12 protein-coding genes and 1 pseudogene are annotated in these 12728 nt (G+C 63.9%); 9 read left to right on the forward strand and 4 right to left on the reverse strand.

Annotated elements, in window-relative coordinates; genetic code table 11:
* Positions 1-4: 4 nt before the first annotated feature.
* The 3 genes from CXY73_RS14245 to rraA all read left to right on the forward strand — a co-directional run bounded on the left by CXY73_RS14245 (position 5) and on the right by rraA (position 2389).
* Positions 5-1015, forward strand: a complete 1011-nt coding sequence (locus tag CXY73_RS14245; RefSeq protein WP_104178092.1) for an amino acid ABC transporter permease — start codon at positions 5-7, stop codon at positions 1013-1015.
* Positions 1012-1860 carry an amino acid ABC transporter ATP-binding protein gene (locus CXY73_RS14250; RefSeq protein ID WP_104135253.1) on the forward strand — a complete coding sequence of 283 codons (849 nt, stop codon included), beginning with the start codon at positions 1012-1014 and terminating at the stop codon, positions 1858-1860. Before CXY73_RS14245 ends, CXY73_RS14250 begins: the two co-directional genes overlap by 4 nt.
* Positions 1861-1921: 61 nt before the next feature.
* A complete protein-coding gene (rraA, locus tag CXY73_RS14255) occupies positions 1922-2389 on the forward strand; it encodes a ribonuclease E activity regulator RraA (protein WP_104135252.1) in 468 nt (155 codons plus the stop codon).
* 59 nt (positions 2390-2448) lie between these two features.
* On the opposite strand, the gene CXY73_RS14260 is transcribed toward rraA, so the two are convergent.
* Both CXY73_RS14260 and CXY73_RS14265 read right to left on the reverse strand, forming a co-directional pair.
* A complete protein-coding gene (locus tag CXY73_RS14260) occupies positions 2449-3057 on the reverse strand; it encodes a PepSY domain-containing protein (RefSeq protein ID WP_104135251.1) in 609 nt (202 codons plus the stop codon).
* A 184-nt stretch (positions 3058-3241) separates the two neighbouring features.
* Positions 3242-4198: a hypothetical protein gene (locus tag CXY73_RS14265; protein WP_104178077.1), complete on the reverse strand. Its 957-nt coding sequence runs from the start codon at positions 4196-4198 to the stop codon at positions 3242-3244.
* Between the two features lie 145 nt (positions 4199-4343).
* Here CXY73_RS14265 and CXY73_RS14270 point away from each other — a divergent pair, with 145 nt between their 5' ends.
* Together CXY73_RS14270 and CXY73_RS14275 are read left to right on the forward strand one after the other, a co-directional pair.
* Positions 4344-5018, forward strand: a complete 675-nt coding sequence (locus CXY73_RS14270; RefSeq protein ID WP_104178078.1) for a response regulator transcription factor — start codon at positions 4344-4346, stop codon at positions 5016-5018.
* A 76-nt stretch (positions 5019-5094) separates the two neighbouring features.
* Positions 5095-6519, forward strand: a complete 1425-nt coding sequence (locus CXY73_RS14275) for a HAMP domain-containing sensor histidine kinase (RefSeq protein WP_104178079.1) — start codon at positions 5095-5097, stop codon at positions 6517-6519.
* 42 nt (positions 6520-6561) lie between these two features.
* On the opposite strand, the gene CXY73_RS14280 is transcribed toward CXY73_RS14275, so the two are convergent.
* Complete coding sequence (locus CXY73_RS14280) at positions 6562-7548, reverse strand: LacI family DNA-binding transcriptional regulator (protein WP_104178080.1); 987 nt, start codon at positions 7546-7548, stop codon at positions 6562-6564.
* 264 nt (positions 7549-7812) lie between these two features.
* Between CXY73_RS14280 and CXY73_RS14285 the strand changes: the two genes are divergently transcribed.
* The 3 genes and pseudogenes from CXY73_RS14285 to CXY73_RS14295 all read left to right on the forward strand — a co-directional run bounded on the left by CXY73_RS14285 (position 7813) and on the right by CXY73_RS14295 (position 11103).
* A complete protein-coding gene (locus tag CXY73_RS14285; protein ID WP_104135247.1) occupies positions 7813-8760 on the forward strand; it encodes a nucleoside hydrolase in 948 nt (315 codons plus the stop codon).
* Positions 8757-10186, forward strand: a pseudogene (locus CXY73_RS14290) (MFS transporter). Before CXY73_RS14285 ends, CXY73_RS14290 begins: the two are co-directional and overlap by 4 nt.
* Before the next feature lie 194 nt (positions 10187-10380).
* Complete coding sequence (locus CXY73_RS14295) at positions 10381-11103, forward strand: hypothetical protein (RefSeq protein ID WP_104178081.1); 723 nt, start codon at positions 10381-10383, stop codon at positions 11101-11103.
* A gap of 3 nt (positions 11104-11106) precedes the next feature.
* Here CXY73_RS14295 and CXY73_RS14300 read toward each other — a convergent pair whose 3' ends face one another.
* Complete coding sequence (locus CXY73_RS14300; protein ID WP_104133285.1) at positions 11107-11316, reverse strand: hypothetical protein; 210 nt, start codon at positions 11314-11316, stop codon at positions 11107-11109.
* 268 nt (positions 11317-11584) lie between these two features.
* Between CXY73_RS14300 and CXY73_RS14305 the strand changes: the two genes are divergently transcribed.
* Complete coding sequence (locus tag CXY73_RS14305) at positions 11585-12490, forward strand: nuclease-related domain-containing protein (protein WP_104178082.1); 906 nt, start codon at positions 11585-11587, stop codon at positions 12488-12490.
* The last annotated feature ends 238 nt before the right edge of the window (positions 12491-12728 follow it).

Consider the following 12728-nt stretch of genomic DNA (forward strand, 5'->3'; position numbering starts at 1 on the left):
CCTGATGCCGAACCTGCCGCCCACCCGTCCCGGCCCGGAGGCCGCGCCGCGAAACGACCCCGACCCGCGTAATCCACGCGTCGCCGTGCTGCCCAACCCCGACGACATCGACGCGGTGCCATTGCGGCATCCGTGGCGCTGGGTCGTGGCGGTGCTGCTTTTACTCGTCTTTGCCGGCGTTGCCGTGTCGCTCTGGCAAAACGACAACGTGAACCACCCGACTATCAGCGAGTTCATCTTCGACCGGCGCATTCTCGACGGCGTCGTGCTGACTCTCGTTCTCACGATCGTCTCGATGGCCGTGTCGACGGTGCTCGCCGTGCTTCTGGCAGTCATGCGTCTCTCCAACAACCCGGTCATGAACGCGCTGTCCTGGCTGTACATTTGGGCTTTCCGCGGCACGCCGCTGCTGATTCAGATCGTGTTCTGGGGTTACCTCGGGCTGCTCTACGCACGGATCACCCTCGGCATTCCGTTCACCGACTTCAGCCTGTTCTCGGTCGACACGAACACGCTCATTCCGGCTTTCGTCGCCGGTTTGCTCGCCCTTACGCTCAACCAGGCCGCGTATTCGGCCGAAATCGTGCGGGCCGGGATGCTTTCCGTCGACGAAGGCCAATATGAGGCCGCCTACTCGGTCGGTATGAGCCCCACCTTCACCCTGTTCAAGGTCGTGCTGCCGCAGGCCATGCGGGTGATCATTCCGCCGATGGGCAACGAGACCATCTCGATGCTCAAGAACACCTCGCTACTCTCGGTCATCGCGGTGCTAGAGGTGTACACGGTCGCCACCCAGATCTCCTCGCAGAACCTGCGCCAGGTGGAACTGCTCGTCGTGGTCAGCTGCTGGTATCTGCTTCTCACCTCGGTGCTTTCAATTCCGCAGTATTACCTGGAACGCCATTACGGCCGCGGCAACGCCCGCACCCTGCCGCCGACTCCACTGTCGCGGGTGCGGGCGATCTTGCGCCCAGCGCCCCGGCCCGCTGACCCGATTAGAGCGGATGCCTCATGACCGACACTACGCGAGTGACACCTTCCGCCGGCGTCGATCAGACCGGGCCGACGGCATCCGCTTTGAACGCCGAATCTGTCGGAGCCCCGCCGCTACTGAGCGCCCACAAGGTACGCAAGAGTTTCGGCGCCGCCCCGGTGCTCAAGGGCATTTCCCTGGACGTCGCGGCCGGGCAGGTGATGTGCCTGCTGGGGCCATCGGGCTCCGGCAAGAGCACGTTTCTGCGCTGCATCAATCACCTCGAACGGATCGACGGTGGCCGTATCTCTGTCGACGGTGAACTCATCGGTTACGCCGCCCGGCACGGCCGCATTTTCGAGATGAACCGGCGAGAGGTCGCGAAACAGCGCGGCGGAATCGGAATGGTGTTCCAGCGCTTCAACCTGTTTCCGCACATGACCGCCCTCGAGAACATCACGGTGGCGCCGATCGGGGTGCGCGGGCTGGCGAAGCCGGCCGCCCTGGCTCGCGGCCGGGAACTGCTCGACCGGGTCGGACTCGCCGACCTGGCGCAGTCTTACCCGGCGCAATTGTCGGGCGGGCAGCAGCAGCGCGTCGCGATCGCCCGTGCCCTGGCGATGGATCCGAAGCTGTTGCTGTTCGACGAGCCGACGAGCGCGCTCGACCCGGAGCTGGTCGGTGATGTGCTCGACGTGATGCGAGCGCTCGCCGCCGACGGCATGACGATGGTTGTGGTCACCCACGAGATCGGATTCGCCCGCGGTGCCGCTGACGAGGTCGTGTTCATGGACGGCGGGATCGTCGTGGAGAGCGGGTCGCCAGCGAGCGTGCTCGATCATCCGCAAAATCCCCGCACCAAGGCCTTCCTGGACAGCGTCATGTAATTCGGCGGACGCGTACGCCTGACCGGGCCTACTCTGTAAGCAACGAAACCCTGGAAGAACAATGACCGTGTTGACCGCCGATTTATACGACGAACGTGGCGACGAGCTGCAGTCCGTACCCCTGCAGTTTCAGACGATCGGCGGTCGAGCCCGGTTCAGCGGCCCGATTCGCACGGTAACCTGCTTCGAGGACAACGCGCTGCTCAAGACGATCCTGGCCACGCCGGGCGACGGCGCCGTGCTTGTCATAGACGGGGGAGGCTCACTCAACTCGGCGCTCATGGGCGACGTGATCGCCGACCTCGCCGTGGCGAACGGCTGGTCCGGCGCGATCATCAACGGCGCGGTGCGCGACCGGGTCGCCATCGGTGCCCTCGACCTCGGAGTCAAGGCCCTCGGCAGCAACCCGCGCAAGAGCTCCAAGACCGGTGCCGGCGAAGCGGATACCGTCGTCGAGTTCGCCGGCGTCGTCTTTATACCCGGGCGCACGGTGTACTGCGACGAGGATGGCATTCTGGTCGAGCGCTGACCACTTAAACGCGTGAAGCGCTGAGCGAATTCGCTCAGCGCTTCACGGAAAAAAAGGACTTACTGCAGGACGTCGTCGATGCTCACGACGACGAAGTTGGCATCGAGGTCGACATCGCGGTCGGTGCCGTTGTCGAGGGTGACCTCAACCTCGTAGAGGTGGTTCCAGTCGTCGTCACGGTCGAAGTCGGTGACGCGACCGCTGCCGACCGCGGCGAGGGCCGCGGCCTCCGCGCTGGCACGGTCGCTGGCAGCCTGGTCGGCGGAGCTTGTGTCGGCCGTGGCGCTCGAAGTGGAGCTTGGGGATGCGCTCGACGAGGATGAGCCGCTGTCATCGGACGAGTTGTTGCTCGACGTGTTCGTGTCGTCGGTGTCGTAATCGCCGACCCAAACCACGTCGAAGGCGTTGTTAAGCTCTACGTTGACGGTCGTGCCGTCGTCGAGACGCACCTCGAGGTCGTAGGCGCTTCCGCCGTCGTCATTGCGGTCGGCGTTCGTCACGGTGCCGGGACCGACCTCGGCCAGGGCGGCGTTGCTCGCACGGTCGAGGGTCTCACCGGTGAGAGGGCCGTCGTTGTCGTTGTCGCTCACGGCGATCGCAATGCCAGCGCCACCGAGGAGCAGAACCACGCCAGCGGCAGTGGCGATGAGAATATTCTTCTTGTTCATGGTGCAATGCCTTACGTCGGTGCCCCCAGAAGCCGAAAGACCAAACGGCCGTGCCCAAGTTGCTGGTTTCAGCATAAACGAAGGAATGTACACCCCCTAATGTGAGGGGGCAAGCCACAGCGTATTTACGGGTCACGGCTCGTCGGCCCGGTGGGGCCGTCGAGCAGCGCAAATCGTTGCGCGGTTACGCGGCGGGCGTGCTCGGTGGGTCGGTCGGGGTGACGGGTGCGCCACCGTCGGTCAGCGGGGTGACGGTGGTTCCGGCATCCGCTCCCCGTGGGCCGCCGTGACCTCCGCCAATACCGGGGCCAACGATGCCGGGGCCATCGATGCGGCCGTTGATGCCGTGGCCCGCCGTGGCAGTGGTGATCCACGTCGCGTCGAGGCTCGTGTCATCGTCATTGATCGTTCCGGTGGCGCGAATCTCTAGGCCCTCTTCAAAGTCGGCTGCAAGCCCGTCGCCGTACTCGGTGTCGTCGGTGACGTTGATCGTGCGCACGAAACCGTCGCTGTCCGTGATCGTGATGGTGTCGCCCGACACAGCGAGCACGGTACCCGAGAGGGCCGGACCCTGAGCGTCGAGGGCGGCCATTCCGGTGGACAACCGAGGTCCGCCAGCAGAGTCGGATTCACCTTGGCCGGGGCCATTTAAGGTTCTGGAATTGTTCGACGCGAGTTCGGCGTTCGCACCGGAATTCGCGGCAATGCCCAAGCCGATTCCGGCGCCACCGAGGATGATGACCGCGGCGGCCATTCCGCCGATAGCGACCGGCTTGCGGTACCAGGTGCGGGGCTTCGGCGCGGCAGGGTCGACGGGTACGCTCGGGGTGGCGTAGCCGGTTGAGGCGGCCGCGAAGGGAAGCGTCGCGTTCGCGTCGTTCGCGGCGACCAGCGTTCCATTTAGAGGAACCGTCGCGTTGGAGTCAAAGGGCAGGGTCTGCTGCGCGTCGTACGGCAGGTGGGAGTGCGCGTCGGAAGCCTCGGTGGAGGCGGTATCGGTGCTGGACTCGGTAGTGTCTGTCTGCTGAGTGTCTGTCGTGTCCGCGCTGGTGTTCTTGGCGTCGGGCGTGGCGCTCGACTCGGTGGTGTCGTCGGCACCGTCGGTGGAATCGGTGGGCTGGGAATCGTTGGTGCGGGTCATACTGTCTCCTGACGAAATGAAGTGAGTGGGGTATCTGTTTTCAGCTTCTGGCGCGAATCTGAAGACGAACTGAATCCCGCTCGACGTCGCCAAACGGTCAGCGGGCGCATAGTAAACGCTCAGCTTCGCCACGCACTGTTAGACCGTGCCCACCGAACCAGCCCGCGTCCTCGTCGTCGAAGATGAAGACGTGCTGCGCACCGCGATCGGTCAGGCCCTCATTCACGCCGGATTCGTGGTCGATACCGCGCCAGACGGCATGAATTTCGCCGAACGCATCGCCCGCTTTCGACCGGATGCCGCGGTGCTCGACATCATGCTGCCCGGCGAAAACGGCCTGCACCTGGCCCAACGGCTACGCGACGCCGGCAACACCCCGGTGTTGTTCGTAACCGCCCGCGACGCGGTCGATGACCGGCTCGCAGCCTTCGAGGCCGGCGCCGACGACTACATTATGAAACCGTTCGTGCTGGCCGAGCTCGTTGCACGCGTCACCGCCGTGCTCCGCCGCACCGGACGCCTGGTCTCACCCACCATGCAGGTCGGCGACCTCATCGTCGATGAGGAGGCCGCCACGGCCACCCGAGCCGGCCAGCTGATCGACCTCACCGCGACCGAACGCCGCCTGCTCACTTATCTCGTGCACAACCGCGGACGCACCCTCTCCAAAACCCAGATCCTCACCCAGGTCTGGGGCTACGACGATTACGATCCCAACCTGGTCGAGGCTTACGTGAGCACCCTCCGCCGTAAACTCGACGCCAACGGCCCGCGTCTCATCCACACCGTTCGCGGAATCGGCTACCGCCTCACCGGCTGACCGGTTCGTCGCTGCAAGCGGATGCCGTCTGCTCGCCGCATCCGTTTGATTCCCGCTCCCTTCAGAAAGTACCCCGATGCGTACCACGTCCCTGCGATTGAGAGTCGTCGCCGCTGTTCTGGCGATGCTCACGATTGTGCTGGTCACAGTCGGTATTCTAATCAACCTCGTGCTCGGCGGTCAGCTGCGGGCCGACCTGCAGCAGCGCCTGATCGACCGGGCCGGCTACGCGCAGATTCTGGCCGAGGAAGGCTTGGCGGCGCAGAGTCTGGCCAACCGGCTGACCGGCGATGACGTCACTGTGACCTACTCGGTCGGTGGCGACACCGTCTATGGCCGCACCGATCCAACTCCCGGCGGCGGCCGCGGCCCTGGCGCTCCGCCGCACGCCGACACCGTGCCCGGCGCCGTCATCATCCAAAGCGACGACCGCCTCTCGGTCACGCAAAACGTGGCCGGCGGAACCCTCATCCTCAGCTCGAGTGAGGCCGGTATCGACCTAACCCTGGCCCAGCTGCGCACGATCGAGGTTGTCGCCGGGGCGCTCACGATAGTCGTCACCGGGCTGCTGCTGACCGGTGTGGTCGGGGTGGCGCTGCGACCCCTCACACATATGACCCAACTCGCGCTCGCCATCACCCAGGGCGGACGCGGTGGGCGACTGCGCCCGAGCAATCCGCGCACCGAGATCGGGCGCACTGCCGGCGCTTTCGATGACATGCTGCAGGCGCTCGAAACCGCCGAAAGCACCTCCCGTCAGGCCGCCGCCGATGCGCAGGCCGCAGAAATCACGGCCCGTGATGCCGCCCAGGTCGCGGCTGCCGCCGAAGAGCGGATGCGGCGGCTTCTCGCCGACGTCTCGCACGAACTGCGCACCCCGGTCGCCGGCCTGCAGGCCAGCGCCGAAACGTTGCTGCGCGACAATCCGGCCCGCGCCGAGCGCGAGAGCCTCACGGTCAACATGATTCAGCAGACCCAGCGGGCTGCCCGACTGGTCGATGACCTGCTGCTGATGACCCGGCTGGACCAGGGCGATGAGGGCGCGGCCTTCGAACCAGTCGACCTGTCCGCGCTCACCCGCGGGGTTGTTGTCGAGCAGCGGATGCTCGGGACCAGCCGCGAATTCGACCTTGCGGTCACGCCCGAGGTCTGGGTGAGCGGTGATGCCCAGCGCCTGGCGCAGATTGTGACCAATCTGCTCGGGAACGCGCGCAATGCGACCGAGCCGGGTGGCAGCATCCGCACCAGCTTGGCAGTAGTTGATGGCACGGCCCGGCTAGAGGTGAACGACTCCGGAGCCGGCGTTCCCTCGCCAGAACGCGAGCGCGTCTTCGAACGGTTCGTGCGCCTCGACCCGTCCCGGGCGAGCAATCGCGGCGGCTCCGGTCTCGGCCTGTCGATCGCCCGGGCCCTCGCCCGCTCGCACGGCGGCACGCTCGAGTGCCTCGAACCGGCCCCGACGGGTGCTCGCTTCGCGCTGACTCTGCCTCTGGCGCGATAGCCCGCGTGCTACCAAACCAGATTGGCGGGCTGCTACCTCAGGCTAATTGTGGACCCCGGTGGAGTCCCTGATGATCAGGCGACTCGGAAGGATGGGGAGTTCAGCTTCGGGGACACGACCTTCGATCAAGGCCACAAGAAGGGATGCTGCTGCTCGGCCAAGTTTCCGGGCTGGGAGTTCGACGCTGGTCAGGCTCGGGTGGCTCATCGCAGAAAATGGCAGGTCGTCAAAACCCGCAACGGCGAGTTGTTCCGGTACACGTATGCCCAAAGAATGAGCTGTTTGGAGAACGCCATACGCGTGGGTGTCGGTCGCGCAGACGACTACTGTGACGCCGGCGGCCTGCCATGCCGGCCACACTTTCCCAAATTCTGCAGCAGCCGACCCGGTGTCTATTGTGCTTCTGGCGCGTATGTGCTCGGTTTGGCGCATTCCGCATTCCTGTGCCTTAGCCAAGAACGCGGTACGTCGCAGCGCAAAGGTTGACGTTGCAGTGACGCTATCGAGGTAGGCGAACGTACGATGGCCGCGCTCTGCAAGATGCGTGGCCAATGCCTCTGCACCGTGAACGACATCGAGATTGACGGCAGGGAGGATGCCCTTCGCGCCCGGTGCGTCGAGCAGCACGATCGGGCCATCGATGGACATGCTTTGCATCAGCTGTTCGCTCGGAGCGTCGACGAGCAGACCGGCAGGGCGAAAGGCAAGCAACTCGCGAACACTTTCCGCCCGGGGCATCTGTCCAGAGTCAGTGACAGAAAGGAGCAGCTGGTAGGACGAGCCCAAGGATTCCCGCACGCCGGCGATGAGTCTGGCAAAGAATGAGTTGGAAATGTCTGGCGCGATAAGGATGACGAAGTTACTTGATCCCGTCGCCAGCGAGCTGGCGACTCGGTTGACCACATAGTTGAGATCACTGATAGCTCTCTGGACTCGGGCAACGGTTTCCGCTGAAACCCGACCATCAGTTTTGCCGCTGGCGACCAGAGAGACCGTGGCGACGGACACCCCAGCCCTGCTGGCCACCATGGACGCTGTTGCCCGCGGGACATGACTGGGCGTCTCGTTGGCCGTACCGGGGATCGCCATGCGCCAATTCTAGCGATGGCAAGCGATTTTCCTTCCTTAGCGGGCTGAACACCCGCCAAGCCTTTGCTGCCACGGCGTTAAGCGCTTAATGCATTTTGACGTTAAGCGTTTGACTTCCTCGCTTACGAAGCGCAGACTCTGAGGGAGCGCGCTGCAACCGCCACATTTTAAGGGTGGGCAACGTCCCCAATGAAGTGGAACACCATGCCTAAAAAGATCATTCTGGATTGCGACCCAGGCCACGACGACGCGATTGCCATTCTGTTGGCTCATGGAAGTCCAGAAATTGACTTGCTGGCGGTCACAACGGTCGTGGGAAACCAGACACTCGAGAAAGTGACCCAGAATGCGTTGGCTGTGGCCCGAATCGCCGGCATCAAGGATGTCCCGTTTGCGGCCGGGTGCTCACGCCCGCTCGTGCGGCAGATTGAAACTGCGCCGTCCATTCACGGCGAATCCGGCATGGACGGACCGATCCTGCCAGAGCCGACTCTGATCTTGGATCCACGGCACGCCATCGATCTTATTATCGACACCATCATGGCCCACGAACCCGGGACCATCACCCTCGTACCGACCGCTGGCCTCACCAACATCGCTATGGCTGCTCGCAAGGAACCTCGCATTGTCGAACGGGTCAAGGAGGTTGTATTGATGGGGGGCGGTTACCACGTCGGGAACTGGAGCGCCGTCGCCGAGTTCAACATCATCATTGACCCGGAGGCCGCGCACATCGTCTTCAACGAGAAGTGGCCGGTCGTCATGGTGGGACTGGACGTGACTCACCAGGCGCTCGCCACACCTGCCGTCGTAGAGCAGATTGCTGCCGTCGGCACGGGGCCGGCCCGATTCGTTGGCGAATTACTCAAGTTCTTCGGCGAGACCTATCGCGAAGTGCAGGGATTCGACTTTCCGCCCGTGCACGACCCCTGTGCAGTCGCCTACGTCATCGACCCGAGCATCATATCGACCCGGAGGGTGCCTGTGGATATTGAACTCAACGGCACGCACACCCTCGGCATGACCGTCGCTGACTTTCGGTCGCCGGCACCCGCAGACTGCACGACCTCTGTCGCTGTTGCCCTTGATCATGAACGATTCTGGAATCTGATTACAGATGCCTTGGTTCGGATTGGAGACGTCGAATCATGACCTCAACTCGATTTCGTACCGACCGCGGAGCGACGGTCAACACGGCAGCGTTGATAACGGCGCTCCTGGCTGCCTGTATCGCATTCCAGCTAAATGCGAGCATGCTCAGCCCTGCGCTCGTTACCATTGGTGCTGAACTAGGTGTTGATCAGGCGGCTGTCGGCCTGTCTCAGACCTGGTTCTTTACCGCTGCCGCGTTGTTCTCCCTGGTATTGCCGCGCCTGAGCGATATCGTCGGCCGGAAGAAAATCCTGCTGGGCATGATGGCCCTCATGGGTGTCGGTTCCGTGATCTCAGCCATGGCACCGGACATCACCTGGCTGTTCATCGGTCGTATTATCCAGGGAGTCAGCGGACCCACAGTTCCGCTCTGCCTCATCATGCTCCGCTCGGCCATTTCCAATCCTCGCAAGTACGGAACGATGATGGGACTGGTCGCAGCCGTCAACGGAGGCATCGCCGGAATCGACTCCTTCGCCGGGGGTACCTCGCCGAGAACTTTGGGTTTCGGAGTATCTTCTGGGTGATGGTCGGCTTCTCGATCGTGGCGTTGCTGCTGGTGCTGTTCCTGGCCGTTGAATCTCGACCGGCCGCAGGAACACGTATGGACTGGCTGGGCGCCTTCTACATCGTCGTGGCAGTCGGGGCGACCCTCACCGCGCTCAACGAAGCCGCAACACTCGCGAGCGCCTTCTCGGTGAATACCCTGCTCCTGGTAATTGGGCTGACGGCGGTATCGGCCGGGGCATTCGTTGCGTTTTGGTCGGTTGAAAAAAGAGGCGAGCAACCAATGGTCCAGATCGTTCACCTTCGTTTGAGGTCCACCTGGGCACCGTTGTTGACCACTACTCTCGCGATGACTGGAATCTTCGCTGTCGTCAATGGCATTGTGCCGGCATATGTTCAGGCCGCCGCACCCGGGTTTGCGATCAATCCCACGCAGATGGCCCTGATTATCCTGACCCCCTACGCACTGTTCGGCTGGCTGGTAGGCCCGTTGAGCGGCCGGCTAGCGCCCACGCTCGGCTACACGAAAATGCTGCGCATCGGGCTGCTTGGCAGTGCACTAGCGTTAGCCGTCATTGGATTCGGTGGTCTAAACAGCCTCCCGCTTATGATTCTTGGTGCAGTACTGCTGGGCATTCTCTACGCAGGTGTCGCGAACATTATGCTCAACGGTCTCGGCGTGGTTCTCTCTCCACCAGGAAACCCGGGCTTCCTGCCCGGGATGAACGCAGGAGCCTTCAATCTCGGTGCCGGACTGAGTTTCCTAGTATTACCGTCAACCCTGGCAGTGCTGAGCACGTCAGAAGATATGCACACGTCATACTGTGTCGTCATCGGAGTCGGTTTTGTCTTGACTCTTGCTTCCCTCGGAACGTCGTTCCTCATTCCGAAACCGGTCGGCGCAGAGATCCAGTCCTGATCCGGCGCTCACCCAGTCGGCCGCACATCTCGCGGCCGGCCGGGAAGAAGCACAGCTGGATCGCATGCAGCGCGGTGCTCGTTAGCGCGAGCACGGTCAGGCCGCGGCGTCCGTTTGATAAAAAGACACCCATTCTGGGGGTCTTGTTTTGGAAGGTCGCACTGGCAGGATATAGAACCCGGCGAGGAGCATTCATGACTCACATACTCTCCACGCGGCGGCGTCTCGCGACGCCCCCGGAATTGCCCGAATCGAATCGCACCGGAGCGCTTCGATCAGCATCTGGCCTGGCCTGGCTGCTCGGTCGTGCCCAGCGTCAGCCGGAGACCTCGACGCCCACCGAGCTGGCAGTGGCGCGAACGCGCAGTGAGGTGGCCGTTGACAACCTCTTGGCGACTCTTCCCGAACACTGGGCGGCATTCACCTCGCCCGCCGAGACCCGAGACGGCCCGAGTGCCGCCCGACTCATTGTTGGCCCTGGCGGCGTTTTTGCATTGCACGCGCAGCTCTGCGATGGACGGACCGCCTGGGTGTATCGCCGAACCGTGCACGTCGGGGGGCGTCGGTCACCCGACCTGGCCATCGCCGAGGCTGGCGCGCAACGACTCACAACGCTGCTGCGTGGGCGGGTGCCGCTGCGCACTGCGGTGCAGCCCGTTGTTGTTGTGCTCGGCGCCCGCTCCCTCTGGGCCACGGGCCGAACCCAGCCCGGCCGAACGCTGCAGAGTTGGGCGGTGCCCGGGCGCACCGCTCCGGTCGCGGTTCTCGGGGCGGGCGCGCTGAACGACTGGCTGGCCGCGCGGCCGCAGGTGCTGCGTCCGATTGAACGCATGGAACTGGCCGCCGCCATCGACAATCCGCTGACCTGGGGCATCCGTCCGTCGATCCTGCCGCGACCCGGTACCGCACGGGACTAGCAGCTAGCGCTTTTTGGGCCCGTTCCCCTTCGCTGAGAGCAGGCGCGCCCGTACCGAGAACGCGCCGCCGATCACGAGTGAAACGACAGCCGCCGGCAAGATGAAGTCGACGAACTGATTGCCCGAGATCAGGTTGCCCACCAGCAGTAGCACGGCCAGCCCGCTGAAACCGAGGCCCGCAATGGCGCAAACGTTGAAAGTCAGGTGTTTCACGGGGTAAATCCAATCGATGGGGTGACTGTCAGGCTAGCCGACCTTGGTCTATTTAGTGGGGGAGGCGCCGCTCGGGTTCGCACCCTTATATTGACAAACGGATGCTCCGCGTCAGCCGCGCGTGTGACCTCCCAGCGGGCCTGAGAATTACTCCAATTTGCTAACCAATGTCGCGCGCCAGCCGATTGTTACCCCTGAACGGGGCCCCTGGACGGGACCCCGTGAGTGGCAGAATGGGACCGGCGAAAGCCCGAGGTGAGGCGAGAACGTGATCAAGGCAACGCTGGGCAATGGTTTGCACGCCCGCGACAGCGAGCCGACGGCTGCGGATTTCTCGGTGCCAGCCGCGTCGACGCCGCCCGGTTCTAACCGGTCACCGGCCACCGGGCGGTTCGCCGGGCAATCCTTGGTCGAAGAACTGTTGCGGCAGCAAAAGGATCGCGCTCCGCGCTCCCGGCTAGCCCGCACTCTCGGGCTCTCCCCGCTCGACGCGAACGGGCTGGCCTGGTTGCGCGCGGCGCAGGCCGAGATGGTGGTGGGCGACATTCTGGCCCGGCTGCCCGAGGGATACGACGTTTATCATTCGCTGCCCATTCGCAATACGGCGTTCTGGGTCGATCACCTCGTGGTCGGGCCTGGTGGAATCTTCGCGCTCAGCTCCAGAACGCGCTGGGATCGCGACCTGACCGGGTCGGTGCGCACGATTCCGATCGGCGATCACGCCATGCCGTACCTGCGTGATGCGCGGTTCGAGTCGACCCAGATCACGAAGTTGCTAGCCGGGGCAATGCCGGCAACCGCCGCGGTCCAGCCGATGATCGTGCTGGTCAACCCCAACAAAATCAGGCTGAATCGCAAGCCCGATGTGGTGACCGTCGTTGATTCGCCGCGGCTGCGTCGGTGGCTGGTTGGCCGTCCACGGCAGTTCAGTGCGGAGCAGCAGGCTACCCTGACCGCGGTCATCGAAGACCCGACCACCTGGCACATGCCGGTGCGAACGGTAGCGACGGACCGCCTGCACGCACGCTTTACCGCTCTCGAGCAGCAGGTTTCGGCGGCCGGCACGCGGCGAACCACGTTCATAGTCCTCGCCGCCACCGTGCTCGCGAGCCTACTGGCGATCGTGACACTACCCATCATCGTCTCCGCCGTCGAATACCTCGCCGCCCGCTAACCGCGTTCGCCCGCTCGCTCGGAAACCGCGCTACTTGGCGCTGAGCCGGGCCGTTGGCGGTGAATCGCCACGTTCGGCCCCTTGGCACGGTTTCATGGGGCTGATGTTGTCGTCGCGTGTGCGTTGTGGTGTGCCAATGGGGCAGAAGTTGTCGTCTCGGGGGGTGCCCCTATGTTTTTGTCAAGCAGCGAGTTGGTGTTCAGTTTCGTAGAGGGTGCCGTCTCGCAGCATGGCGAAT

This window comes from Cryobacterium sp. Y50, from assembly GCF_002929805.1.
Classification (GTDB): domain Bacteria; phylum Actinomycetota; class Actinomycetes; order Actinomycetales; family Microbacteriaceae; genus Cryobacterium.